Origin of the sequence: Mycolicibacterium brisbanense (genome assembly GCF_001570425.1) — a bacterium.
Taxonomy (GTDB): domain Bacteria; phylum Actinomycetota; class Actinomycetes; order Mycobacteriales; family Mycobacteriaceae; genus Mycobacterium; species Mycobacterium brisbanense.
Window position 1 is genome coordinate 268786 of the sequence record NZ_BCSX01000039.1, and the last position, 25871, is coordinate 294656.

At 67.5% G+C, this 25871-nt stretch carries 22 protein-coding genes and 1 tRNA gene; 15 read left to right on the forward strand and 8 right to left on the reverse strand.

The window, feature by feature from the left end:
- Positions 1-13 precede the first annotated feature (13 nt).
- The gene (rpsA, locus tag RMCB_RS22220) at positions 14-1453 is read left to right on the forward strand and encodes a 30S ribosomal protein S1 (protein WP_029373057.1); all 1440 of its coding nucleotides are present in this window, start codon (positions 14-16) and stop codon (positions 1451-1453) included.
- 76 nt (positions 1454-1529) lie between these two features.
- The gene (coaE, locus tag RMCB_RS22225) at positions 1530-2705 is read left to right on the forward strand and encodes a dephospho-CoA kinase (RefSeq protein WP_062830489.1); all 1176 of its coding nucleotides are present in this window, start codon (positions 1530-1532) and stop codon (positions 2703-2705) included.
- Here the strand turns inward: coaE and RMCB_RS22230 are convergent.
- Positions 2702-3241, reverse strand: a complete 540-nt coding sequence (locus RMCB_RS22230) for a hypothetical protein (protein WP_062830490.1) — start codon at positions 3239-3241, stop codon at positions 2702-2704. The genes coaE and RMCB_RS22230 overlap by 4 nt on opposite strands.
- Before the next feature lie 11 nt (positions 3242-3252).
- Complete coding sequence (locus tag RMCB_RS22235) at positions 3253-3759, reverse strand: ribonuclease FAU-1 family protein (RefSeq protein WP_201028334.1); 507 nt, start codon at positions 3757-3759, stop codon at positions 3253-3255.
- 67 nt (positions 3760-3826) lie between these two features.
- Here RMCB_RS22235 and uvrB point away from each other — a divergent pair, with 67 nt between their 5' ends.
- From uvrB to RMCB_RS22250, 3 genes are read left to right on the forward strand one after another with little or no spacing between them, the layout of a single operon-like run.
- Positions 3827-5986, forward strand: coding sequence for an excinuclease ABC subunit UvrB (uvrB, locus tag RMCB_RS22240; protein WP_062830548.1), 2160 nt, complete (start codon positions 3827-3829; stop codon positions 5984-5986).
- 6 nt (positions 5987-5992) lie between these two features.
- Positions 5993-6904, forward strand: coding sequence for an alpha/beta hydrolase (locus RMCB_RS22245; RefSeq protein WP_062830491.1), 912 nt, complete (start codon positions 5993-5995; stop codon positions 6902-6904).
- Positions 6905-6949: 45 nt separating this feature from the next.
- The gene (locus tag RMCB_RS22250) at positions 6950-8344 is read left to right on the forward strand and encodes an MFS transporter (protein ID WP_062830492.1); all 1395 of its coding nucleotides are present in this window, start codon (positions 6950-6952) and stop codon (positions 8342-8344) included.
- Between the two features lie 3 nt (positions 8345-8347).
- On the opposite strand, the gene RMCB_RS22255 is transcribed toward RMCB_RS22250, so the two are convergent.
- Positions 8348-9079 carry an MgtC/SapB family protein gene (locus tag RMCB_RS22255; protein WP_062830493.1) on the reverse strand — a complete coding sequence of 244 codons (732 nt, stop codon included), beginning with the start codon at positions 9077-9079 and terminating at the stop codon, positions 8348-8350.
- 88 nt (positions 9080-9167) lie between these two features.
- On the opposite strand from RMCB_RS22255, the gene RMCB_RS22260 reads away from it, so the two are divergent.
- The 5 genes from RMCB_RS22260 to RMCB_RS22280 all read left to right on the forward strand — a co-directional run bounded on the left by RMCB_RS22260 (position 9168) and on the right by RMCB_RS22280 (position 14385).
- Entirely contained in the window at positions 9168-9935 is a 768-nt protein-coding gene (locus tag RMCB_RS22260; protein WP_062830494.1) for a DUF899 domain-containing protein, read from the forward strand.
- 60 nt (positions 9936-9995) lie between these two features.
- Positions 9996-10066, forward strand: a tRNA-Cys gene (locus RMCB_RS22265).
- A 183-nt stretch (positions 10067-10249) separates the two neighbouring features.
- Entirely contained in the window at positions 10250-12787 is a 2538-nt protein-coding gene (locus RMCB_RS22270; protein ID WP_062830495.1) for an excinuclease ABC subunit UvrA, read from the forward strand.
- Between the two features lie 7 nt (positions 12788-12794).
- Entirely contained in the window at positions 12795-13649 is an 855-nt protein-coding gene (locus tag RMCB_RS22275; RefSeq protein WP_062830496.1) for an acyl-CoA thioesterase, read from the forward strand.
- A 292-nt stretch (positions 13650-13941) separates the two neighbouring features.
- Entirely contained in the window at positions 13942-14385 is a 444-nt protein-coding gene (locus RMCB_RS22280) for a universal stress protein (protein WP_029368284.1), read from the forward strand.
- A 4-nt stretch (positions 14386-14389) separates the two neighbouring features.
- On the opposite strand, the gene RMCB_RS22285 is transcribed toward RMCB_RS22280, so the two are convergent.
- Positions 14390-15073: an MBL fold metallo-hydrolase gene (locus tag RMCB_RS22285; protein ID WP_407662135.1), complete on the reverse strand. Its 684-nt coding sequence runs from the start codon at positions 15071-15073 to the stop codon at positions 14390-14392.
- A 73-nt stretch (positions 15074-15146) separates the two neighbouring features.
- Here RMCB_RS22285 and uvrA point away from each other — a divergent pair, with 73 nt between their 5' ends.
- Positions 15147-18041: an excinuclease ABC subunit UvrA gene (gene uvrA / locus RMCB_RS22290; protein ID WP_062830498.1), complete on the forward strand. Its 2895-nt coding sequence runs from the start codon at positions 15147-15149 to the stop codon at positions 18039-18041.
- A gap of 63 nt (positions 18042-18104) precedes the next feature.
- Positions 18105-19751, forward strand: a complete 1647-nt coding sequence (locus RMCB_RS22295) for an ABC-F family ATP-binding cassette domain-containing protein (RefSeq protein WP_062830499.1) — start codon at positions 18105-18107, stop codon at positions 19749-19751.
- A 12-nt stretch (positions 19752-19763) separates the two neighbouring features.
- Here the strand turns inward: RMCB_RS22295 and RMCB_RS22300 are convergent, their stop codons facing one another.
- From RMCB_RS22300 to RMCB_RS22310, 3 genes are read right to left on the reverse strand one after another with little or no spacing between them, the layout of a single operon-like run.
- Positions 19764-20330, reverse strand: a complete 567-nt coding sequence (locus RMCB_RS22300; RefSeq protein ID WP_062830500.1) for a hypothetical protein — start codon at positions 20328-20330, stop codon at positions 19764-19766.
- Positions 20330-21493, reverse strand: a complete 1164-nt coding sequence (locus RMCB_RS22305; RefSeq protein ID WP_062830501.1) for a winged helix DNA-binding domain-containing protein — start codon at positions 21491-21493, stop codon at positions 20330-20332. The genes RMCB_RS22300 and RMCB_RS22305 overlap by 1 nt, the downstream gene beginning before the upstream one ends.
- A 3-nt stretch (positions 21494-21496) precedes the next feature.
- Positions 21497-21775 (reverse strand): hypothetical protein, encoded by a 279-nt coding sequence (locus RMCB_RS22310; protein ID WP_051243579.1) that lies wholly within the window; start codon positions 21773-21775, stop codon positions 21497-21499.
- 104 nt (positions 21776-21879) lie between these two features.
- Here RMCB_RS22310 and RMCB_RS22315 point away from each other — a divergent pair, with 104 nt between their 5' ends.
- The 3 genes from RMCB_RS22315 (at position 21880) to RMCB_RS22325 (ending at position 25352) form a co-directional block, all read left to right on the forward strand.
- The gene (locus RMCB_RS22315) at positions 21880-22347 is read left to right on the forward strand and encodes a lipoprotein LpqH (RefSeq protein WP_201028335.1); all 468 of its coding nucleotides are present in this window, start codon (positions 21880-21882) and stop codon (positions 22345-22347) included.
- Between the two features lie 69 nt (positions 22348-22416).
- On the forward strand, positions 22417-24150 hold the full coding sequence (locus RMCB_RS22320) for a hypothetical protein (RefSeq protein WP_062830503.1): 1734 nt from the start codon (positions 22417-22419) through the stop codon (positions 24148-24150).
- Positions 24132-25352 carry a CHAT domain-containing protein gene (locus RMCB_RS22325; protein WP_062830504.1) on the forward strand — a complete coding sequence of 407 codons (1221 nt, stop codon included), beginning with the start codon at positions 24132-24134 and terminating at the stop codon, positions 25350-25352. Before RMCB_RS22320 ends, RMCB_RS22325 begins: the two co-directional genes overlap by 19 nt.
- A 5-nt stretch (positions 25353-25357) precedes the next feature.
- Here RMCB_RS22325 and RMCB_RS22330 read toward each other — a convergent pair whose 3' ends face one another.
- On the reverse strand, positions 25358-25807 hold the full coding sequence (locus RMCB_RS22330) for a hypothetical protein (RefSeq protein ID WP_062830505.1): 450 nt from the start codon (positions 25805-25807) through the stop codon (positions 25358-25360).
- Between the last annotated feature and the right edge of the window lie 64 nt (positions 25808-25871).

Sequence of the window (25871 nt, forward strand, 5' to 3'; positions counted from 1 at the left end):
AGCAACCCACCACATGCCAAGTCCCTCCGTCACCTCGCCCCAAGTAGCCGTCAACGACATCGGCTCGGCTGAGGACTTTCTCGCCGCCATCGACAAAACCATCAAATACTTCAACGATGGCGACATCGTCGAGGGAACCATCGTCAAGGTTGACCGTGACGAGGTCCTGCTCGACATCGGCTACAAGACCGAAGGTGTCATTCCTTCCCGCGAACTCTCCATCAAGCACGATGTCGACCCCAACGAGGTCGTTTCCGTGGGCGATGAGGTCGAGGCCCTCGTTCTCACCAAGGAGGACAAGGAAGGCCGCCTGATCCTGTCCAAGAAGCGGGCTCAGTACGAGCGCGCCTGGGGCACCATCGAGGAGCTCAAGGAGAAGGACGAGGCCGTCAAGGGCACCGTCATCGAGGTCGTCAAGGGCGGCCTGATCCTCGACATCGGCCTGCGTGGCTTCCTGCCCGCATCGCTCGTCGAGATGCGTCGCGTCCGCGATCTGCAGCCGTACATCGGCAAGGAGATCGAGGCCAAGATCATCGAGCTGGACAAGAACCGCAACAACGTGGTGCTGAGCCGCCGCGCCTGGCTGGAGCAGACCCAGTCCGAGGTGCGCAGCGAGTTCCTCAACCAGCTCACCAAGGGCGCCATCCGCAAGGGTGTCGTGTCCTCGATCGTCAACTTCGGCGCGTTCGTCGATCTCGGCGGCGTCGACGGTCTGGTGCACGTCTCCGAGCTGTCCTGGAAGCACATCGATCACCCGTCCGAGGTGGTTCAGGTGGGCGACGAGGTCACCGTCGAGGTGCTCGACGTCGACATGGACCGCGAGCGGGTTTCGTTGTCGCTCAAGGCGACTCAGGAAGACCCGTGGCGCCACTTCGCCCGTACCCACGCGATCGGCCAGATCGTGCCGGGCAAGGTCACCAAGCTGGTGCCGTTCGGTGCGTTCGTCCGCGTCGAGGAGGGCATCGAGGGTCTGGTGCACATCTCGGAGCTGTCCGAGCGCCACGTCGAGGTCCCGGACCAGGTGGTCCAGGTCGGCGACGACGCGATGGTCAAGGTCATCGACATCGACCTGGAGCGTCGCCGGATCTCGCTGAGCCTCAAGCAGGCCAACGAGGACTACACCGAGGAGTTCGACCCGTCGAAGTACGGCATGGCCGACAGCTACGACGAGCAGGGCAACTACATCTTCCCCGAGGGCTTCGACGCCGAGAGCAACGAATGGCTCGAGGGCTTCGAGAAGCAGCGTGACGAGTGGGAGGCCCGGTACGCCGAGGCCGAGCGCCGCCACAAGATGCACACCACGCAGATGGAGAAGTTCGCCGCTGCGGAGGCCGAGGCCGCCAGTGCCCCGGTGTCCAATGGTTCGTCGCGCTCGGAGGAGTCGACCGGCGGTACGCTGGCCAGCGATGCCCAGCTCGCCGCGCTGCGCGAGAAGCTCGCGGGCAACGCCTAAGTAATCTGGCAAAGAACGCCCCGGCCCCTTTGGGCCGGGGCGTTCTTCGTTTTGGGCAACTGACACACTGTTGGGCGTGCTTCGTATCGGGTTGACCGGCGGGATCGGCGCCGGAAAGTCAACGGTGTCGGCCACATTCGCAGATCTCGGCGGCATCGTCGTCGATGGCGATGTCATTGCGCGGGAGGTGGTCGAGCCCGGAACCGAGGGACTGGCCAAGCTGGTCGACGCGTTCGGGGACGCCATCCTGCTGCCGGACGGCGCGCTGAACCGGCCTGCGCTGGCGGCGGTGGCTTTCAGCGACGACGAGAAGCGTGCGAGGTTGAACGGCATCGTGCATCCGCTGGTGGCGCACCGACGGTCGGAGCTGATCGCCGCGGCGGCCGAGGACGCCGTGATCGTCGAGGACATTCCGCTGCTGGTGGAGTCCCAGATGGCGCCGATGTTCCCGCTGGTGGTGATCGTCAACGCCGACGTCGAGACGCGGGTGAAGCGGCTCATCGAATACCGCGGGTTCAGCGAGCAGGATGCCCGGGCCCGCGTCGCGGCGCAGGCCACCGAGGAGCAGCGCCGTGCGGTGGCCGACGTCTGGCTGGACAATTCCGGATCCGCGGGTGCGCTCGTCGAACAGGCCCGCGGCCTCTGGCACGAGCGCATCCTGCCGTTCGCGCACAATCTGCAGGCGCGTCGACCTGCCCACCTCGCGCCGAAGGTCGTGCCCTATGACCCGACCTGGCCCGACCACGCGCGCCGCATCATCGCCCGCCTCAACACGGCCTGTGGGCACCGCGCGCTGCGCATCGATCACATCGGCTCGACAGCGGTGCCGGGCATGGACGCCAAGGATGTCATCGACATCCAGATCACGGTGGCGGCCATCGAGGTCGCCGACGAACTCGAGGAGCCGCTGCTGGCCGCGGGCTACCCGCGGATCGCGTCGATCACGCACGACAATCCGCATTCTCGGCCGCATGCGGAAGATCCGGCCATGTGGCACAAGCGTTTTCACGCCTCGGCTGATCCGGGCCGGCCCACCAACGTGCATGTGCGGGTGGACGGTTGGCCCAACCAGCGGTTCGCGTTGCTGTTCCGCGATTGGCTGCAGGCCAATCCGGCGGTGCAGCCGGAGTACCTCGAGATCAAGCGGGCGGCGATGGGCGCACCGGACTACACCGAGGCCAAAGAACCGTGGTTCATGGATGCCTACCAGCGGGCCTGGCTCTGGGCCGACACCACCGGCTGGCAGCCCTAAGCGGCGGGCGGCGGCCCGACGGCGGCCGGCGGGGGCACCGCGGCGTCGACGGACCCGGGACTCGCGCCGTTCGACAGCGGTGCACCACACGCCAGGCTGCCGTAGTTCGGATCGTCGTGCGGACGCGTCAGCCTCGGCGCGACCCAGGTGTCGGCCTGGGCGACGATCTGGTCGTCGACGAGGATCTCGCAGTGCAGGTTCGCCGAGTACGGCCAGTCGATCGACACCGTCATGCCGGCGAGCTGCGGGTTGGACACCACGCCGGTGGCTTCGAAGACCCGTCCCGGCAGCATCGTCGGGTTGGCGCTGTTGATGTTGTTGTCGTCGATCTTGTAGGAGACCATCGCGTTGCGCGACACGCCGTCGATCCTGGCCCTGTAAGTGGCGTTGTGCAGTTGCTGGTCCGGCTGCGGCACCGCGCTCGGCTGGGGTGGGGCGTCGGGGTCTGCTCCCGCAGTGGCGGGAATCAACTGCGCGCCGAAGAGCAGTCCTGCCAGTGCGGCAGCTGTCACCCCGGCGTACTTAGTCGGGCTCATGAATGCCGACCTTACAAGGTCGGCCACGTCACGGCCATGCCGTTGCCGGCAAGCCACCGATCGAGGTCGTAGCCGTTGCGGGCCAGGCCGTCGATGGCACCCGCGGCGGTCTTGATCGCCTGCTCGGCGGTCTCCGGGCTGAGCAGGCCGTGGCGCACTGCCGTCATCAGTTCGTCGACGTCGTCCAGCTCGACGCCGATCCCGGTGCGCACGACCAGGTCGAGGTAGTGGTCTTCCGAATACCACCTGGTGTCGCCCGCGGTGAACCGGCCGACGTCCAGGTAGAAGTCCTGCTCGCGCTCGTGGCCGGGGTTGAAGTGGAAGATCGTCGCCCGCAGCCCCAGCGGCGGCAGCAGCCACGATTGCAGGTAGTGGAACTGCGCGCGGCCCGGGGTAGGGCGGGCGAGGTACAGGCCCCACGGCTCGACCGCGTACACGTCGACGGCCCGCACGATCCCTTTCGGGTCAGTGTTCGTGCGGGCGACCAGGTCGAATGTCTCGTGCTTGGGCGGATGGATGGGGTCAGCCTACGCGGGCAGTGAACACCCCAGGAAGTTGTCGGAGGTCAGTCCTACCCTGGTGAACATGGCCTTCGCGACCGAACATCCCGTGCTTGCGTACTCGGAGTATCGCGCTGTCGACGAAGTGGTCCGCACCGGCGGCCGGTTCGAGGTGGTCAGCGAGTACGAGCCGGCCGGCGACCAGCCCGCCGCCATCGACGAGCTGCAACGACGCATCGAAGCGGGCGAACGCGATGTGGTGCTGCTCGGTGCCACCGGTACGGGCAAGTCGGCGACCACTGCGTGGCTCATCGAGCGGCTGCAACGGCCCACCTTGGTGATGGCGCCGAACAAGACGCTCGCCGCGCAGCTGGCCAACGAACTTCGGGAGATGCTGCCGCACAACGCGGTCGAGTACTTCGTGTCGTATTACGACTACTACCAACCCGAGGCGTACATCGCGCAGACCGACACGTACATCGAGAAGGACAGCTCGATCAACGACGATGTCGAGCGCCTGCGGCACTCGGCGACCTCCAGTCTGCTCTCGCGGCGCGACGTCGTCGTGGTCGCCTCGGTGTCCTGCATCTACGGCCTCGGTACCCCGCAGTCCTACCTCGACCGCTCGGTGGAGCTGAACGTTGGCGAAGAGGTGCCCCGCGACGGTCTGCTGCGACTGCTGGTGGATGTCCAGTACAACCGCAACGACATGGCGTTCACCCGCGGGACGTTCCGGGTGCGTGGCGACACCGTCGAGATCATCCCGTCGTACGAAGAGTTGGCGGTCCGCATCGAGTTCTTCGGCGACGAGATCGAGGCGCTCTACTACCTGCACCCGCTGACCGGTGACATCGTCCGCCAGGTGGATTCCCTGCGGATCTTCCCGGCCACCCACTACGTCGCCGGTCCCGAGCGTATGGCTCGCGCCATCGCGACCATCGAGGAGGAGCTGGAGGAGCGGCTGGCCGAACTTGAGCGGCAGGGCAAGCTGCTGGAGGCGCAGCGGCTGCGGATGCGCACCAACTACGACGTCGAGATGATGAAGCAGGTCGGCTTCTGCTCGGGTATCGAGAACTACTCGCGCCACATCGACGGCCGCCCGGCGGGTTCCGCGCCGGCGACGCTGCTCGACTACTTCCCCGAGGATTTCCTGCTGGTCATCGACGAGTCCCACGTGACCGTCCCGCAGATCGGCGGCATGTACGAGGGCGACATGTCGCGCAAGCGCAACCTGGTCGACTTCGGCTTCCGGCTCCCGTCCGCGGTGGACAACCGTCCGTTGACCTGGGAGGAGTTCGCCAGCCGGATCGGTCAGACCGTCTACCTGTCGGCCACCCCCGGCCCGTACGAGATCGGCCAGGCCGGCGGCGAGTTCGTCGAACAGGTCATCCGCCCGACCGGGTTGGTGGATCCCAAGGTGATCGTCAAGCCCACCAAGGGGCAGATCGACGACCTGATCGGCGAGATCCGCGTTCGCACCGAACGCGACGAGCGTGTGCTGGTGACCACCCTGACCAAGAAGATGGCCGAGGATCTCACCGACTATCTGCTGGAACTCGGCATCCGGGTGCGCTACCTGCACTCCGAGGTCGACACCCTGCGTCGCGTCGAGCTGCTGCGCCAACTGCGGTTGGGCGAATACGACGTGCTGGTCGGCATCAACCTGCTCCGCGAGGGTCTCGACCTTCCCGAGGTCTCGCTGGTGTCGATTCTCGACGCCGACAAGGAAGGGTTCCTGCGGTCGACCCGCAGCCTGATCCAGACCATCGGCCGCGCGGCGCGCAACGTGTCCGGTGAGGTGCACATGTACGCCGACAAGATCACGGACTCGATGCGTGAGGCCATCGACGAGACCGAGCGGCGCCGGGCCAAGCAGATCGCCTACAACGAGACCAACGGCATCGATCCGAAGCCGTTGCGCAAGAAGATCGCCGACATCCTCGACCAGGTGTACCGCGAGGCGGACGACACCGAGGCGGTCGAGGTCGGCGGTTCCGGGCGCAACGCGTCTCGCGGACGCCGCGCGCAAGGCGCGCCCGGCCGGGCGGTCAGCGCGGGCATCGTCGAGGGCCGCGACACGTCGAACATGCCGCGGGCCGAACTGGCGGATCTCATCAAGGATCTGACCGAGCAGATGATGACTGCCGCGCGCGATCTGCAGTTCGAACTGGCCGCGCGCATCCGCGACGAGGTCGCCGATCTGAAAAAGGAGTTGCGGGGTATGGATGCAGCCGGGCTTAAATAGGCCCCCGTGTCCATCCTGTCCAAGCCCTTGGTGGCCGATGCTCTTGCGCGCCTGTTCTCGTCGACCGTCAACCCGGCACCCAAGCCCGGTGTCCGGTTCCCCGAAATCCCCGGTGACACAACCACGGTGGTGATTCCCACCCGGTACGGCGACACCTCGGCCACCGTCTACCGGCCGAAGGCCGGCGGTGTCGAACCCGCGGTGTACGTCAACGTGCACGGTGGCGGATTCGTCGTAGGGCACCGCGACCAGGACGACCCGTGGTGCCGCTACCTCGCCGCGCACGCGAACGTTGTTGTCGTCAACACCGATTACGTGCTCGCCCCGCGACACCGTTTCCCGGCGCCGGTCGAGCAGATCTATGACGTCCTTGTCTGGGCGTCGGCCCCCGAGCGGGAGTGGGACGGCACCCGGCTGTGCGTCGGCGGGCAGAGCGCCGGAGGCAGCCTGTCCGCGGCGGCGGCGCGGCTGGCCCTGGAGCGTGGCGGCCCGGCGATCGCCCTGCAGGTGCTGCACTATCCGCCGCTGGATCTGGTGACCGCGACCCGGGACAAGAGTTCGCCGCTGGGCGCCAAGGCCGTCATGCGGCCGTGGATGGGTGAAGTGTTCGACACCGCCTACATCCCCGATCCCGCCCAACGTGCCGACCGGCTGGTCTCCCCGGCCTACGGTGACAACGCCGACGGCATCGACGGCATCGCCCCCGCACTCGTGGTCACCGCCGAGTACGACCGGCTGCGGGCCGAGGCGTGGCGATACGCCCAGAAGCTGGATGCTGTCGGGGCCCTGGCCGAGTATCACGAAGTTCGCGGTGTCGACCACGGCTACAACATCATGAGCAACGCGGGCGACGTCACCCGGCAGGTGTATGACTTGATCGCCGGGCACGTCAGCCGGGCGACCACGGGACCGAAATGAGCCGACCTTGACCTCAATGGCGGTTGAGCTCCTAACGTCACTGCCGTGACCGAGACCGTGACGGCCGAAGCCGAAGGCACCTGGCGGCAGCTTCTGGGGGCCAGACACCTTGGTGCGTCGACCGTGCTGGCCGGTGGCGTGCTGCTGTACGCGACCAACGAATTCATCACCATCAGCCTGCTGCCCAGCGCCGTCACCGACATCGGTGGCCACCGCTTGTACGCGTGGGTGACCACGGTGTACCTGGTGGCATCGGTGGTCGCGGCGACGACGGTGCACTCGGTGCTGATGCGGATGGGCCCGCGTCGGGCGTACCTGCTGGGTCTCGGGGTGTTCTGCGCGGGCAGCCTGGGTTGTGCCCTGGCGCCCAGCATGCCGCTGCTGCTCGCGAGCCGCACCGTGCAGGGTTTCGCGGGCGGCTTGCTGGCCGGACTTGGCTATGCCGTCATCAACACGGCGCTGCCGAAGAGCTTGTGGACCAAGGCTTCCGCACTGGTTTCGGCGATGTGGGGCGTCGGCACGGTGATCGGCCCCGCCGCGGGCGGATTGTTCGCGCAGTGGGGCCTGTGGCGGTGGGCGTTCGGGGTGCTCGCGGCGTTGACGTCGGCGATGGCGGTGCTGGTGCCGTTCGCACTGCCCGGTCGTGACCGGGCCGAATCGCGACCACCGGTGCCGGGTATCCCGGTGTGGTCGCTCGTGCTGCTGGGTGCGGCGGCGATGGCGGTCAGTGTGGCCGGTGTTCCGCATGACCCGCGGGCCACCGTGGCGATGTTGGTGATCGGTCTCGCCCTGGTCGGCTGCTTCCTGGTGGCCGATCGGCGGGCGTCGTCGAGTGTGTTGCCGCCCAGCGCTTTCGGGCCCGGCCCGCTCAAATGGATTTACCTGACCCTTGGCGTGCTGATGGCCGCCACCATGGTCGACACCTATGTGCCGTTGTTCGCCCAGCGGCTGGCTCACCTCACGCCGGTCGTGGCGGGTTTTTTCGGCGCGGTGCTCTCGGTCGGCTGGACCGTCGGTGAACTCGTCAGCGCGTCCGTCCGCAACGAGCGGGTGTTGGTGCGGACGGTCGCATTGGCACCTCTGGTGGTGGCGGTGGGCCTGGCGTCGGCCGCAGCGCTGGTCCGCGCCGGGATGGCGCCCGGGCTGGTGGCGGGCTGGGCGGTCGCTCTGCTGGTCGGTGGCATCGGCATCGGTAGTGCGTGGCCCCATTTGTCGGCCTGGGCGATGAGCAGTGTGGACGATCCGGCGGAGGGGCCGGCCGCCGCGGCGGCCATCAACACCGTGCAGCTGATCTGCGGCGCGTTCGGCGCCGGGCTCACCGGCGTCGTGGTCAACCTGGCCGACGGCAGCGACGTGTTGGCAGCGAGGTGCCTGTTCATCAGTCTCGCCGTGCTGGCCGCGACGGGTGCGGTGGCGTCGGTGCGCGCCGGGCGCCGCTGACCCCTATTCGGCGTCGGTGTCGAGCTGGTGGATGGCGGTGACCCCGTCGATGCCGGCCAGCACGGTCGGCGCTGCGAGGATCCCGCTGCCCGACAGGGTGAGCATCACGCCGAACTGACCGGTTGCGCTCGGCGCACCCTGCGGGGCGTCGGCGGCCAGCTCTGTCAGCTGCCATTGCCTGCGCTCGCAAACTTGGAGCAGTTCGTGCATGACGCCGCGGCCGTCGGCGTAGGTGACGTGCATGCGGATCGATCCGCCCAGGCGCGCCGTGAGCCGTCTGACCACGGGCATGAAGCCCAGCACGATCAAGAAGTGCATCGCCGTCACCGTGCAGGCGAGCAGGAAAAGCCCGGCGCCCGCGGCCATTCCGATCGCCGCGGACTCCCAGACCGCCGCGGCGGTGGTCAGGCCGTGGACCGAGCCGCGTCGGACGATGATGATGCCGGCACCGAGAAAGCCTATGCCTGAGACGATCTGGGCGGCGACCCGCGACGGGTCGACCTCGACCAGACCCGTGGCCAGCACGTCGCTGAAGCCGTACTTGCTGACCAGCAGGATCAGCGCGGCCGCGGTGCCGACGATGGTCTGGGTGCGCAGGCCCGCGGCTTTGCCCTGGACTTCGCGTTCCAACCCGATCAACGCCGTCAGGCCGAACGCGACGAACAGTTCGGCGATCTGACGGGAACCTTGCCCCGCGCCACCGAAGAACGCCGGGTCGGCCAGCCAGAGATCCATGTCGAACAAGTTAGCGTGCGCACGATGACTTTTGGCCGCAGCTGAGGTCTGTTTTCGCATAGGCCGAAAACCGACGAGGAGCGAATTCATGTCTGCACAACCCGTTGCCTATCCCGACGTCGCCACTCGCGAGGAGTGGCTCCAGGCCCGCACCAAGCTGCTGGCCCGAGAACGCGAGGTGACCCATCTGCGCGATGCGGTCAACGCCGAACGCCGTCGGCTGCCGATGGTGCAGGTCACCAAGGACTATGTGTTCGACGGTCCCGACGGCGAAGTCACGCTGCTGGACATGTTCGAGGGGCGCAGCCAGCTCTACATCCATCACTTCATGTGGATCGACGCGCTCGACGCCGGCTGCCCGAGTTGCACCGCGGCGGCGGACCTCACGTTCACCGAGGGCGACCGGAAACTGTTGCACAGCAAGGATGTAACGTTCGCGTGCGTGTCGCGGGCGCCGTACGCGAGCATCGCCGCCTACCGAGATCAACATGGCTGGACATTCCCGTGGTACTCGTCGCGCGACGGTGATTTCACCTACGACTATCACGTGACGCTCGACCCGGCGCGAGCGCCGATCGAGTACAACTACAAGTCGCTCGACGAGTTGCACGCCGACGGCTGGTCGGATGCCGACCTGCGCGGTGACTGGCCCGGTGCGAGCGTCTTCCTGCGCCGCGGGGACGACGTGTTTCATACGTACTCGGCGTATGCCCGCGGTCTTGATCATTCCGCGGTGGGCTATCCGTTCCTGGATCTGACGCCGTACGGCCGCCAGGAGCCGTGGGAGGACTCGCCGGCCGGCTGGCCCCAGGGCGGTCCGGCGGTGGGCAGGCCGGTAGGGGCGGACGAGGGTTAGCGATCATCAAGATCGAAACCGTGGGCACGCGGGGCCGCGGCTGGCACTGTGATGGGCAGTGCGGGTGTGGCTGAGTGGCTAGGCACCGGCCTGCAAAGCCGTTTACACGGGTTCGAATCCCGTCACTCGCTCGCATGCGTCGGGGGAGGCCGGACGCTATCTCGGCGGTTGTCGAGATAGCGTCCGGCCGCCCTGACCGGGACTGTGACGCGTAACCGGGTGGGTCTCGGTATGGGTTCTACTACCCTTTCGAGTCACGGCTAGGGTCGCGTGGTGTGACGAGATCGTTGGAGCGGCCGTGGGATCAGCGGTCGGTGGACATACCGGCCGATGTCCGGGTGCGCGGCGCCCGCGAGCACAACCTCAAGAACGTCGACGTCGATGTTCCGCGGGACGCGCTGGTGGTGTTCACCGGTGTGTCGGGGTCGGGTAAGTCATCACTGGCGTTCGGCACGTTGTTCGCCGAATCGCAGCGCCGCTATCTGGAATCGGTGGCACCGTACGCGCGTCGGCTGATCGATCAGGTCGGTGTTCCCGACGTCGACTCCATCGAGGGGATGCCGCCCGCGGTGGCCCTGCAGCAGCACCGGGGCGCGGGCAGCGCCCGGTCGTCGGTGGGCAGCGTGACCACGCTGTCGAGCCTGGTGCGGATGCTCTATTCGCGGGCTGGCCACTATCCGGCGGACCAACCCATGCTGTTCGCCGAGGATTTTTCGCCGAACACCGTGCCGGGCGCGTGCCCGACGTGCCACGGCATCGGTCGGGTGTACGAGGTGCCCGAGGAACTCATGGTCCCGGATCCGTCGCTGACGATCCGCGACCGGGCCATCGCCGCGTGGCCCGCGGCGTGGCACGGGCAGAATCTGCGCGACATCTTGGTGTCTCTGGGCTACGACGTCGATACGCCGTGGAAGGACCTGCCGAAGAAAGACCGGGACTGGATCCTCTACACCGACGAACGCCCGACGGCGCCCGTGTATGCGGGGTTCACCCCGGCGCAGACGCGTCGGGCCGTGGCCATGGAGATGGAGCCCAGCTACCAGGGCACGTTCACCGGCGCGCGGCGCTACGTCCTGGACACCTTTGCCAACACCAAGAGCGCGCAGATGAAGAAGCGCGTTTCCCAGTTCGTGCGCGGCGCGGTGTGCTCGACGTGTCACGGCAAGCTGATCAAGCCCGAGGCACTGTCGGTCACTTTCGAGGGATTCGATATCGCCGAGCTGTCCGGCCTGACCCTGAATCGGCTCGCCGAGCTGTTGGAGCCCGTGGCCGCCGGCACGCCGACCCATCCCGCGGATTCCGAGATCTCCGTCGAAAAGCGTGCTGCCGCTGGGCGTCTGGCGGCTGAGATCCTCGAGCGTCTGCATCCCATCATGGATCTGGGTCTGGGCTACCTGTCGCTGGACCGCAGCACTCCGACGCTGTCGTCGGGTGAATTGCAGCGGTTGCGCCTGGCGACGCAGCTGTCGTCGCAGCTGTTCGGGGTGGTGTATGTGCTCGATGAGCCGTCGGCCGGGCTGCATCCGCGCGACCGGGACGCGCTGCTGGGCATTCTGCAGGGATTGAAGGGACGCGGTAACAGCGTCTTCCTCGTCGAGCACTCGCTCGACATCATCGGCGCCGCCGACTGGTTGGTGGATATCGGCCCGGGCGCGGGTGAGAGAGGTGGTCAGATCCTGTACAGCGGGCCGCCCGCCGGCCTCGCTGACGTGGATGAATCATCCACGCGCCGTTATCTTTTCGGTCTGACTAAACCGGTAGAGCGGACCCCGCGCGAGCCGGGTGGCTGGCTCAGGTTGGAACACGTGAGCCGCAACAACCTTCATGACGTATCGGTGTCGTTCCCCCTGAAATGTCTGACTGCGGTCACCGGCATCTCAGGTGCCGGAAAATCGAGTCTCGTGAGTCAGGCGCTGCCGACGCTGGTCGCCGAGCACCTGGGCGCCCCGGTGAGCGGCGCAACCGACGACACGTCCGATGAGGACGATCTGCTGCTGGCAGGCGAATCCGCACCGGTCCACGGCGAGATCGTCGGTGATATCGGTGGCTTGCGGCGGGTAGTGTGCATAGACCAGAAGCCCATCGGCCGCACCCCGCGGTCGAACGTCGCCACCTACACCGGGATGTTCGACCACATCCGTCGTCGTTTCGCCGAGACGCCGGAAGCGCGCAGCCGCGGTTACAAGGCCGGGCGGTTCTCGTTCAACGTCGCGTCGGGGCGATGCCCTACCTGTGAGGGTGAAGGGTGGGTGATGGTCGAGTTGCTGTTCCTGCCCAGCGTCTACACCCCGTGCTCGGACTGCGACGGAACTCGCTACAAGGCAAGCACATTGGAGATCACCTGGCGTGATCGCAACATCGCCGAGATCCTGCAGATGGGTGTCGAGCAGGCCCGCGACTTCTTCGAGGGGGAAGCGGAGATACTGCGCTCGCTGACGGTGCTGTGCGATGTCGGGCTGGGCTACCTGCGGCTGGGGCAACCCGCGACCGAGTTGTCCGGCGGCGAAGCCCAACGCGTCAAGCTCGCCACCGAGTTGCAACGAGCCCACCGCGGAGACGCTCTCTACCTGCTCGACGAGCCGTCGGCCGGGTTGCACCCCGCCGATACCGACCGGCTGATGGTGCACTTGCAGAAGCTGGTGGACGCGGGAAACACCGTGGTGGTCGTCGAACTGGACATGCGGGTCGTCGCGCAGGCGGACTACGTCATCGACCTCGGACCGGGTGCCGGAGGAGACGGTGGCCGCATCGTCGCGACCGGCACACCGGCGCAGGCGGCGACGCGCGCCGACAGCGTCAGCGCCCCTTACCTGGCCGACGCCCTGAAGCTCGCGGCGAGCCATACCGAATAATGCGGCGGTGCCCCTGCCGCAGCTCGCTGACATAGTCACGACCCTTGACCTCACCGAAACCGGCGACGACACGTTCGTCGCCGACCAGATCGACAACGCCGACCACCACATCATCGGTGGCCACATAGCCGCGCAAGCGCTGATGGCGGCCAGCCGCACCACGACGGGGCGGCTGCCGCACAGTGTGCACGCCTACCTGCTGCGTGCCGGGGATGCTCGGTACCCGGTGCAGATGCGAGTGTCGCGGCTGCGCGACGGTGGCACGTTGTCGACGCGGCAGGTCACCGCGCATCAGGGCGGGGAGATCCTTCTGGAGGCGCTGGCCTCGTTCAGTGCGCCCGTCGACAGCGCCGAGTATCAGCGGTCCATGCCCGATGTTCCGGATCCGGATTCGCTGCCTGCAGTCGGGGAGCAGCTGCGTGGGTACGCCGACGAGTTCGGCGGATTCTGGGTGCGTCCGCAAGCCATCGAGCGTCGTTACGTCGACGCCCCGCCGAGGTTGGCAATGGATCTGCCGTCACCCCCTGAACGGACCCGAATGTGGTGGCGCCCAGCCGAATCCGTGCCCGATGACCCCGTGCGCAACGCCTGCCTGCTCACCTACGTCTCGGGTACCACGATGCTGGAGACGGCGGTGACGATGCGGCGGACCTCTCAGCTCGCAGCGTTCTCGGCGCTCATCGATCATGCCGTCTGGTTCCAGCGGCCTGCGGACTTGTCGGATTGGGTGCTCTCCGATCAAGTGTCGCCCAGCGGAATTCACGGGCGGGGGCTCGCCAGCGCGACGATGTACAACCGCGCAGGCCAACTCGTGTGCACCGCCACTCAAGAGCTGTACTTCGGTCGCGACCGGTCTCGCTGAACGTCATCGAAGATGTTGTTGTGCAACGGGTTTGACCGCAAAATGTGATCCACGTCATGGAATGGGCCCAGCCGTGCCTTGGCGACGCCCGGGCGACGCGCGTAGCGTGGGTCACGGTTGGTGTCGATTCTGCGCCCGCTGCGGTTAACATCAGTCCCGGTAGACGCCACCGGTCGGAGAACGTCGGTTGTTTTGCCGGTTGTGCACGCGGGTGCCGTGAATCGTCCCCGTGCCCAGCCTGCATCGGGTTACTGTCGCGGATGGCGTTGCAACTGACACTGGGAGGGTATGGATGAGCGCCTATCGCACCGTGGTGGTCGGTACGGACGGATCTGATTCGTCGCTGCGTGCCGTGGACCGCGCCGGTCAGATCGCCGCCGGGTCGAACGCGAAGCTGATCGTGGCGACCGCGTACTTCCCCCAGAGCGAAGACCAGCGCGCCGCCGACGTGCTCAAGGACGAGGGCTACCAGATGGCAGGCAACGCCCCCATCTACGCCATCCTGCGCGAGGCGACCGAGCGCGCCAAGGCCGCCGGTGCCACCGACATCGAGGAGCGCCCGGTCGTCGGCGCCCCGGTGGACGCCCTGGTCGAGCTGGCCGAGGATGTCAAGGCAGACCTGCTGGTGGTCGGCAACGTGGGCCTGAGCACCATCGCGGGCCGGCTGCTCGGCTCGGTGCCGGCGAACGTGGCACGCCGGTCCAAGACCGACGTGCTCATCGTCCACACCAGCTAGCGGCCTACCAGCCGCGTTCGCGCCATTCGGACAGGCTGGGCCGCTCGGCGCCCAGCGTGGTGTCGTCGCCGTGTCCGGGATAGACGACCGTGCTGTCGTCGTAGACGTCGAAGACCTTGCTGGTCACATCGCCCAGCAAGGTTTCGAAATCGCCGGGTTGCCAGGTCTTGCCCACCCCGCCCGGGAACAGGCAGTCGCCGGTGAACAGGTGCGTCACGCCGTCGGACGCTTTCAGGGCCAATGCGACCGAACCCGGCGTATGTCCCCGCAGGTGGATCACATCGAGGGTGAGGTCACCGATCGTGATGGTGTCCCCGTCGGCCAGGATCCGGTCAGGCTTCACCGGCAGCGCGTCGGCGTCGAGTTGATGTGCGGCGGTCGGGGCGCCGGTGGCCTTCGCGACCGCTGCCAGGGCCTGCACGTGGTCGAAATGCTGGTGGCTGGTGACGATCAAGTCCAGTTTGGGGGCGTTGGTTTTGATGAGCTCCAGCAGGGCGTCGGCGTCGTTGGCCGCGTCGATGAGCAGTGTGTCCCCGGTCTTCGTGCTGGTCACCAGGTAGGCGTTGTTGTCCATCGGGCCGACTGACGCCTTGACGATGGTGGCTCCGCCCGCGGTGCGCCGTGCGGCCGTATGGGGGTCGACGTGGCCGGTGTACGTATCGCTGACGGTGATGCTGGGAGGAGTCACCCCATCACGGTATCGGGCTTGTCGGTGGTCGCACATAGCATGGGCGTGAAGTCTGTCGTCTGAAAGGAAGCGCGTGGCTGACCGCCTGATCGTGAAGGGTGCCCGCGAGCACAACCTGCGAGGAGTCGACCTCGACCTGCCGCGTGATGCGCTCATCGTGTTCACGGGGCTGTCCGGGTCGGGCAAGTCCTCGCTGGCCTTCGACACCATCTTTGCTGAGGGGCAGCGTCGCTACGTCGAATCGCTGTCGGCGTACGCGCGGCAGTTCCTCGGCCAGATGGACAAGCCTGACGTCGACTTCATCGAGGGCCTCTCGCCTGCGGTGTCCATCGACCAGAAGTCCACCAACCGCAACCCGCGGTCGACCGTCGGCACCATCACCGAGGTCTACGACTACCTGCGTCTGCTGTACGCCCGCGCGGGCACGCCGCACTGCCCGGTCTGCGGTGAGCGCATCGCCCGGCAGACCCCGCAGCAGATCGTCGACCAGGTGCTGGCCATGGACGAGGGGCTGCGGTTCCAGGTGCTCGCCCCGGTGGTGCGTACCCGCAAGGGCGAGTTCGTCGACCTGTTCGACAAGCTCAACACCCAGGGCTACAGCCGTGTGCGGGTCGACGGTGTGGTGCATCCGCTGACCGATCCGCCGAAGCTCAAGAAGCAGGAGAAGCACGACATCGAGGTGGTGGTCGACCGGTTGACGGTCAAGGCCAGCGCCAAGCAGCGGCTCACCGACTCGGTGGAGACGGCGCTGAACCTGGCCGACGGCATCGTGGTGCTGGAGTTCGTCGACCGTGAGGACGACCATCCTCACCGCGAGCAGCGGTTCTCGGAGAAGCTGGCCTGTCCCAACGGGCATCCGCTGGCCGTCGACGATCTGGAACCCCGGTCGTTCTCGTTCAACTCGCCGTACGGCGCCTGCCCGGAGTGCACGGGCCTGGGCATCCGTAAAGAGGTCGACCCCGACCTCGTGGTGCCCGACCCGGAGCTGACCCTGGCCGAAGGTGCCGTCGCACCGTGGGCGGTGGGCCAGTCTGCGGAGTACTTCACCCGCATGCTGTCGGGCCTGGGGGACCAGCTCGGATTCGACATCGACACGCCGTGGAAGAAGCTTCCGGCCAAGGCGCGCAAGGCGATTCTGGAGGGCTCGGATCACCAGGTGCACGTCCGGTACAAGAACCGGTACGGCCGCACCAGGTCCTACTACGCCGACTTCGAAGGCGTCATGGCCTTCCTGCAGCGCCGCATGGAGCAGACCGACTCGGAGCAGATGAAGGAACGCTACGAGGGGTTCATGCGCGACATCCCGTGCCCGGAGTGCAACGGCACGCGGCTCAAGCCGGAGATCCTCGCGGTCACACTGGCCGCGGGTGACTACGGTGCCAAGTCCATTGCACAGGTCGCCGAGCTGTCCATCGCCGATTGCGCCGACTTCCTCAACGCGCTGACCCTGGGCCACCGTGAGCAGGCCATCGCCGGACAGGTGCTCAAGGAGATCCAGTCCCGGCTGGGCTTCCTGCTCGATGTCGGTCTGGATTACCTGTCGTTGTCGCGGGCCGCGGCGACGCTGTCCGGCGGTGAGGCACAACGCATCCGGTTGGCCACCCAGATCGGCTCCGGTCTGGTCGGCGTGCTGTATGTCCTCGACGAGCCGTCCATCGGACTGCATCAGCGCGACAACCGCAGACTCATCGACACGCTGGTACGGTTGCGCGATCTCGGCAACACACTCATCGTCGTCGAGCACGACCTCGACACCATCGCGCACGCCGACTGGGTCGTCGACATCGGCCCGGCCGCCGGCGAGCACGGCGGCCGCATCGTGCACAGCGGCACGTACAGCGAGCTGCTGCGCAACCCCGAATCCCTCACCGGCGCTTACCTTTCCGGCAAGGAGCGTATCGAGGTACCGGCCATCCGGCGGCCCACCGACAAGCGCCGTCAGATCACCGTGGTGGGTGCCCGGGAGAACAACCTCAAAGAGATCGACGTGGCATTCCCGCTCGGCGTGCTGACATCCGTGACGGGCGTGTCCGGGTCGGGTAAGTCGACGCTGGTCAACGACATCCTCGCCTCGGTGCTGGCCAACAAGCTCAACGGGGCGCGGCAGGTCCCGGGCCGGCACACCCGCGTCAACGGGCTGGATCAGCTCGACAAGTTGGTGCGCGTCGACCAATCGCCGATCGGTCGCACCCCGCGCTCCAACCCGGCCACCTACACCGGCGTGTTCGACAAGATTCGTTCGCTGTTCGCGGCCACCACCGAGGCGAAAGTCCGTGGCTACCAACCAGGCCGGTTCTCGTTCAACGTCAAGGGCGGCCGCTGCGAGGCCTGCTCGGGTGACGGCACCATCAAGATCGAGATGAACTTCCTGCCCGACGTGTACGTGCCGTGCGAGGTGTGCCACGGCGCCCGATACAACCGGGAAACCCTCGAGGTGCACTACAAGGGCAAGACCATCTCCGAGGTGCTCGACATGTCCATCGAGGAGGCCACCGAGTTCTTCGAGCCCATCTCGTCGATCCACCGGTACCTCAAGACGCTGGTCGATGTCGGCCTCGGTTACGTGCGGCTGGGCCAGCCCGCGCCGACCCTGTCCGGCGGTGAGGCGCAACGCGTCAAGCTGGCGGCCGAGCTGCAGAAGCGGTCCACCGGCCGCACCGTCTACATCCTGGACGAGCCCACCACGGGTCTGCATTTCGAGGACATCCGCAAGCTGCTCAAGGTGATCAACGGCCTTGTCGACAAAGGCAATACGGTCATCGTCATCGAGCACAACCTCGATGTCATCAAGACCTCCGACTGGATCGTCGACATGGGGCCCGAAGGAGGCGCGGGCGGCGGCACCGTCGTCGCGTCCGGCACTCCCGAGGACGTGGCCGCCAACCCGGACAGCTACACGGGCCACTTCCTGGCCGAACTGCTCGACGTGCCGTCGGCGAAGCCCAAGCGTCGCAAGGTCAGCGCCTGACCCGTCCGGAGCGGCCGGAAATCCAGTTGCGGCGGGAGGGTTCGATTTTCGACACTGACCCATATGGGTCATGTCGAGGTTGCGCACATCAGCCACACGCTGCCAGACGGTCGGCAACTGCTCGACGACGTTTCGTTTCGCATCGCCGACGGTGCCACGGCAGCTTTGGTCGGGCCGAACGGCGCGGGTAAGACCACGCTGTTGCGGCTGATCGCCGGCGATTTGGCGCCGCAGGACGGCACCGTGGCCCACAGCGGTGGTCTTGGGGTGATGCGCCAGTTCATCGGCGGTATCCGAGACGCCACATCGGTGGACGAACTGTTGTTGTCGGTGGCACCGCCGCGGCTGCGCGCTGCGGGAGCCGACGTCGAGGCGGCCGAGCTGGCCCTGATAGAGCGTGACGACGAAACCAGTCAGATCCGCTACGCCAACGCGCTTGCCGCATGGGGCGACGCCGGCGGGTATGACGCCGAAATCGTCTGGGACGCCTGCTGTATCGCCGCACTCGGCGTTCCCTACGAATCCTGCCGGTGGCGTTTGGTGAACACGTTGTCGGGCGGTGAACAGAAGCGGCTGGTGCTCGAGGCGTTGCTGCGCGGACCCGACGAGGTACTGCTGCTCGACGAGCCGGACAACTATCTGGACGTCCCGGGCAAGCAGTGGCTCGAAGAGCGCCTGGCCGAGACGACCAAGACGGTGCTCATGGTCACTCACGACCGTGAGCTGCTGAACCGCACGGCCGAACGGATCGTCACGGTCGAGTCGCGTCGCGTCTGGATCCACGGCGGACGATTCGAGAATTACGCGCAAGCCCGTCGCGACCGGCACGAGCGCATTGAAGAACTGCGGCGGCGCTGGGACGAGGAACACGTCAAGCTCAAGACACTGGTGGTCGAACTGCGCCAGAAGGCGTCGTACAACGACGGGATGTCGTCGAGGTATCAGGCGGCGCTGACGCGGCTGCGCAAGTTCGAGGAGGCAGGCCCGCCCGAGGTGCCACCGCGCGACCAGGACATCAAGATGCGGCTGCGTGGCGGCCGTACCGGCAAGCGTGCGGTGATCTGCAAGGACCTCGAATTGACCGGTCTGATGCAGCCGTTCGACCTGGAGATCTCCTACGGCGAGCGGGTCGCGGTGCTGGGCTCGAACGGCTCCGGCAAGTCGCACTTCCTGCGGCTGTTGAATGCGATGGCCGACGAGTCGCCAAGTGCGGCACCGGCCGCCGATGCCGTCGCTCACAGCGGGGTGGCCCGGCTGGGCGCCAGGGTGACGCCGGGTCTGTTCGCCCAGACCCACGCGCGGCCCGATCTCGTGGGCCGTACGCCGTGCGACATCGTGATGGTCGAGCATGCGCGGCTGCGGACGGAGGCGATGAGTGCGTTGGCTCGCTACGAGCTGCAGGTCTGCGCCGAGCAACCATTCGAGACACTGTCGGGAGGTCAGCAGGCGCGGTTGCAGATCCTGCTGCTGGAGCTCGGGGGCGCGACGCTGCTGTTGCTCGACGAGCCCACCGACAACCTCGATCTGGCCAGCGCCGAGGCGCTGCAGTGTGGACTCGCGGCGTATCAGGGCACCGTGGTGGCGGTCACCCACGACCGCTGGTTCGCCCGGTCGTTCGATCGGTTCTTGGTATTCGGGGCCGATGGTTTCGTGTATGAATCACCGGATCCGGTGTGGGACGAGTCCAGGGTGATGCGCACGCGGCCATAGCTTTCGGGTAGGTCAGTTCATGGTGTGGTAGCTCTGGAACGCGAACCAATGCGGGCCAAGGCGTTTCACCGAGGCCATGACATAGTCGCTCGCTGCGTGGTGCACGGTCTCGGGCGGGCTGCCGTCGACGCTGTAGGCGAACCCATCCGCGCCGTTCATGTCGTCGCGGCGGGAGAAGTCGACGAAGTTGTCCGTCCGGCGCGAGATGTCCTCGACGGTATAGCCGGCGATGCGATGCGGTCGGTGTCCGAAGGTCTCGTCGCTCTCGAATGCCGTCAGGGCCGCCTCGAACGACGGCTGGGCCACCCACCAATGCAGTTGCAGCGGAATGTTGGTGCACGCCAACGCGATGCCTGCGATGACCAAGACCGGGCAGGCCAGAATCGCCGGCCAGTCCCGCCTGCCGCCCTTGAGCCACAGCACAACAGCCACGACGCACCAGACGATGAACAACGGGACCAGCGTGAGCGCAGCGACGATGAACGCGTCGGAGGGTTCGCCGGGGAAACTCATCCCGTAGAGCATGCCGACGACAGCGCTCGCGGTCAGTGCCAACAGCACCCAGTTCGCGATGCGCATCAGCGTGCCTTCGAGAGCGGTGACGGAAAGCGGGGTTTGACGCGTACGCCGGCGAGCCATGCGGTGAGCTCGTCGGCCCGGCGCTGCAGCTGGCGGGTGCCGTCGCGACCGATCTCGTCGAGCAGGTGCAGCTCCACGCGGCCGTCGGGCCCCTGACCCCAGCCACCGACCACGCGACCGTTCCACCACGCGGTGGGCCCGGCATTGCCGCTGCGGTCGAACACCTGGCTGCGGTGGCCGCCGAGATACCAGTCGCGGTCGAACCAGCCCATCGTGGTGACATCGAGCCCGGGCAGCAGCGCGCCCCACGGCTCGGGCTCCGGCTCGACGTCCAGATCGTCAGGTAGGACATAGCCGGCGGTGCCCTCCAGGTCGACCTCGACCGCGTCGATGTCACGCAGCGCGTGGCGCGCCCAGCTCACGGTGTTGCCGAACCACCACTTGATGTCGGTGACGGTGGCAGGCCCGAACGTGCGCAGCCAGGTCCGCACCAGCTGGGCCCTGGCGACCTCCGGATCGGCCGCGGCACCCATGTCGCCGAGCCAGTCGGACATCACCGCCCAGCGTGGCCTCGACGTGGTCCAGGCACCGTCGTTGGGCCCTCGCACGATGTCACCGCGCACCCCGAGAACTGTCAAAACCCGTGGCGCCAGCGGCGTTTCACCGCCCCAGCTCTTATCCGGGGCCGGATCGTAAACCCCGTGAAGCGCAGGCAGCGCAGCACGCAGATGCGCCGCCGGTGTGGGCCCCTGCTCGCGCAGGTGGTTCACGACGGCATCGCACGCGGTGTCCAGCCAGCGTGCCCCGTCGGTGGCCACCCCGGCCTTCTGGGCGTCGGCGATCAACCGGCGCCGCTCATTGTCGGCCACCCGGTCGCTGGCAGCGGCCTGCACCGCAGGCAGGTCCTCGGCGCGGACAACCCACAGCGTGCGGCGCATCGCAAGGTGTTTGACCACCGTGCGCTGGTGATACAACTGCGCGTCGAGATCGCTGACGGTGAAACCGGGCAGCCGAGCCCACAGTGACAGATAGGGCGTCGCCGGGTCGGTGGCGTGCAGGCCGACGAAAGCGGCGGTGACGCCGGGCACCGAATGGCCCGGCCTGCTCAGGAAGTGGCGCCGGCCCAGCCGCGCCCGCCGCTCGGCCGGCGTGAAGGTGCGCACTGGTCAGGAATCGCCGTGATCGCGCATGGACTCCCGAATCTGTTCCAGGCGTTCGGCGGCGGCCTTCTGCCGGGCGGCGTACTGCTCTTCGACCGCGCGGCCCTCGGGAGTCTCGGCCGCCAGTTCCGAGGAGCCGATCGCGGTGCCATAACGCGTCTCGATCTTCTCCCGCACCGAATCGAAGGTCGGCACGCCCTCGGCGGTGTACCCGGGTTCTTCGGGTGCAGAAGGCAAGGCTGGCTCGTCTGTCACCCACCCCACGTTACCTGCGACAACCGACATTTCTTGGGATCGGTAGCGGTATCGCCCGCCAAGACTCGGGGACACGACGGAGCCATGGGGGCGACGCGAAGAACGAAGGGAAGACGGCAATGACCGCCAAGACGATCAACCGGGTTATCGCAGGCGCCGTGGGACTGGCCGCTGTCGGCGCGGTGGTGGTGGGCTGCTCAAGCGACAAGTCCACGGCCACAGGCAACGCCAAGGTGAGCACCGGTGGAAACACCGCGGTCAAGGTCGACGGATCCGACCTGGCGGGCCTCGACCTCAACTCGGTGACGTGCGTGAAGCAGGCCGGCAAGATCACCGTGGCCAGCGGAGCCGTCGGCGGCCAGCAGGGTGTCGGGGTCGTGATGACCGACGAGGCCACGCCCAAGGTGCAGACCCTGGGACTGGTGTACGACGGCAGCGCCCTGTCGGTCAGCGACAACATGGGCGTCAAGGTCGGCTCTGCCGAGGTCAAGGTGGACGGCAGCACCTACACCATCAGCGGCGAGGCGTCGGGCGCCGACCTGAAGAATCCGATGGCCGGAATGATCACCAAGCCGTTCACCATCACGGTGAGCTGCAGCTGACCCATCCCGGAAGCGGCGGGCGTGCCAGCAATCCACCCGGCACGCCCGCCGCGTTCCTATGATGCGGATGTGACGATCATCGGCGATCTGCAGCGTGCGCGTCACTTGGCGCTGGCCGCCGAAGAGGGCGCCGCCAAGGAATTGCTGCTGTCGTTGATGCCGCAGATCGAGCAGGCCGACCGCGACGATTACGCGCTTGAGGTGTTCGCCCAACTCGGCGAGATCTATCTGGTGCGCACCGCGTACGACGGTGTGGTGGAAGGCATTCGGCGGATCCGGGAGTGCCTGACCCACTACACGGAGATTCGGGCAGGCACCAAACCCGAGGATGCCGCCAAGGTCACCATGACGGATGCGGAGGTCGACCACATGATCTGCCGCTATACGCGCCGTGCCGAATTCCTCGCCGCCGGTCTGGCGGCCGCGCGCGGTGAGCACGACGACGCCGAGCAACATCTGGCGGAACTGATCGCCACGCGGGGAGAATTCGCCGATCTCGACGCGGAGCACGCGCGCCTCATCTGTTATGCCCGCATCCTGCTCGCGACGGGGCTGTGCGACGACGACCTCTACGCCAGGTCGGAGCCGCTGTGGAACGAGGTTCTCGACGCCGTGGACGGTCACCTCGACGGGGACGCCGAGGAGTCCGACCACCTGTTCGTCGCGGCCGCACTGGGTTACGGACGGTTCTGTGTGGAATCCGGTCGGCTGGCCGAGGCCGAACCGTGGCTGCGACGTGGCGGTGCCAGGGCCGAGTCGCGCGGCTGGCGGCTCGCCACGTCCCGCGCGCAACTGGAACGGGCCGCGGCGGCCTGGTCGGCCGGCGACATCGCGGAGACCCAGCGGCTGGTGCACGAGGCCTACCCGGTGATCGCCGAGCACGCCCGTGCCCACGATGTGTCCCGAAGCTGGCTGTACTTCGGCCTGATCCGGCTCGCCGTCGGTGCCCTGCAGGAGGCCGACGAGTCGTGGTCACATGCCGAGCGGCACTGGCGCGAGATCGACAAACCGCTGCACATTCACCGGATCCTGTTGCAGCGCAGTTGGATCGCGATCTTCCGCGGAGACTTCGACGAGGCCCGTGAACAGGTCGCCCAGGCGCGGCAGATGCTGGATTCCGCACCGCGGCACAGTTGGCTGCAGTACGCCCGGCTGGACTCCCACCTCGGCAATGTGTGGCGCGCGGAGGCGCTCGCGGAGATGGGTTTCGACGGCTTCGCGCAGCCGGGCCGCAATTGGCATCAGGTCGAGACGCGGCACGCGGCCGGGCTGGCCGTGGTCGACTGCGCCCCGGGCTCTGCCGAGTACGCCCGGGCGATCGAAAAGCTCCAGCGCGCAGCCGATCTGAAGGTGCCCGCCGCGCTGGCGGTCGATTCCGTGCGCTACACGATCCCCGATGCCGGCGCCCGGATGCGCTGGGCCAGTTGTGTATCGGCTCCGCTGCTGGCGGGCGCGTTCGCGGTCGCGTGGGAATCCGGCAATGTCGAATTGACCTGCGAGCTCGTCGAATATCACAGTGCACGAGGTACTTTCACCGCAGAGACGCTTGATCAGCAGGCGAGTGACTGGACCGGCACCGCCACCGCCGCGGTGCCCGTCGAGGCCGAGCTCGCACCCGAACTCGCGATCGCGGCAGCCGCGCCCGCGGTCGGCGGTACGGGCCTGACCCGGCTGGGCCCGCTGCCGCCGCTGCGTATGGACCCGCAGACCGCCCCGATCATGAGCCGCTACCGAGACTTGGCCCGTCAGCGGTATGGCCGGGACGTCACCGCCGCAGGCGACGCATGGCAGACGTGGCCGTGACCGCGACACTGGTCCTTCGCTTCGCCGACGTCGGCATCGCCACCTACGCCAGCCTGCGCGTGGTGGGGGAGCCGCACCGGTCGGTCACCTGGGTGGTCGAGGAACCGCAGCTGCGGGCCGCGTGCGACGCCCTGGACGCCGCGCTGCCGGATCCGCGTCCCGGTGAAGCCGCCGCTTCGGCCATCGAACGAGCTTTGGCCACAGGGGCTTTCGCATCTCCCGACACCGAAAACGAGCTCGCGGCGGCGCTCGGTGAGCACTTGGTCGGGCCCGACGGCTGGCGCTTGCTCGCCGAGAGCGTTGCGTCGCCGCGGCCGCATCTGTTCGTCACCCCGAGCCCGCGGTTGGGCCGGGTGCCGTGGGGGCAACTCGTCATGCCCGGCCCCGACGGATTCCGCCTGATCGAACTCGTCGACGTCCTCATGGCGGTGCCGCCGAACATCGTGCACGCGCCCCGCCGGCAGACGTGCTGGGAGGATCACCGCAATGGTCCGGCGGTCCTGGTGCTCGACCCTCGCATCCCCGGGCAGCGCCCGGGTTCGGCGCTCGGATCGGTGCTCGGCAGGCCGTCCCCGCAGACACCGCTGGCGCGCCATTTCGCTGATCTGGTCGCCGAGGGCCGGGTGCTGCCCACCGTCGCCGAGCCTGCCGCGCTGTTCCGCCGCACCGACACCGATCGGCACTGGCTGGCGCGGGCGTGCGCCCAGGATCCGGCCCGGCTGCTCTACGTCGGGCACGCCAGTGCAGCCGAAGGAGATGCCGGTTACGCCGACCGTGCCGCGCTGCACCTGGCAGAGCCGGCCCCACTGACCGCCGCCGACGTGATGGCGGCAGGCCTGGTGATTCCGCCCCGGGTCGCTCTGCTGGCGTGTGCGTCGGGTGGTGACTACCGCTTCGATGAGGCCACCGGCTTGGTCGCGGCGATGATCCTCGGTGGCGCCGAGCTGGTGACCGCGACGTTGTGGTCACTGCCGACCACCGCTGGATATCACCAGTTCTACACTGCCGCAACAGATTCGGTCTTCGATCCGATGGCCGAGACAGTTGCCGCGGTCGATTTGGCCCACCGGCAGGACGCCGCGGGCTGCGCGGTGAACCGCTGGCAACGGTCCCAGTTGCGGCGCTGGCGTGACGGTGACCGCGCGGCCAGCCCGCTGCATTGGGCGGCGCTGGCCAGCTTCACGGTCGGAGGCGCCCGGTGAGTGCCTCAAGCGGGGGAGACGAACACCGCGACGGCGCTCTCGTCACCCGGTCGGTAGTAGGCGTCGATCACGCTGCCCGGTGCGACCTTCGGCAGCGACGTCGCCGGAATCAACGCGGTTTCCCTGGCCGGAAACTGGCCGCCGCCGGGTCTGCTCACCATGAGGTCCAACTCGACCTCCCGGAAGTCCTCGCGCGTCGTTCCCGTGGTGCGCATGCCCGTCACCACGCCGACAGCGTGGGTTCCGTTGCGGATCAATGCCAGCTGGCCGCCGGTGATCAGCCCCTTGCGCAGGAACATCTCGTCGAACGCGGCCACCAGCTCGTCGATGGTCATCAGGCGTTCGGTGGCCTCATCGTCCCCGCAGGCCCGTCGGGCCCGGTGCGCGGTGGCGAGCACGACGCCTGCGGCGCCGCAGATCAGGCAGAACACGGTGAGCGTCAGTGCATCGGTCATGCCGACAAGCGTCCGGCCGTCCGGCGGCTACCGAACCCAAGTTCGGTGCCCGGCCCTATCCTGG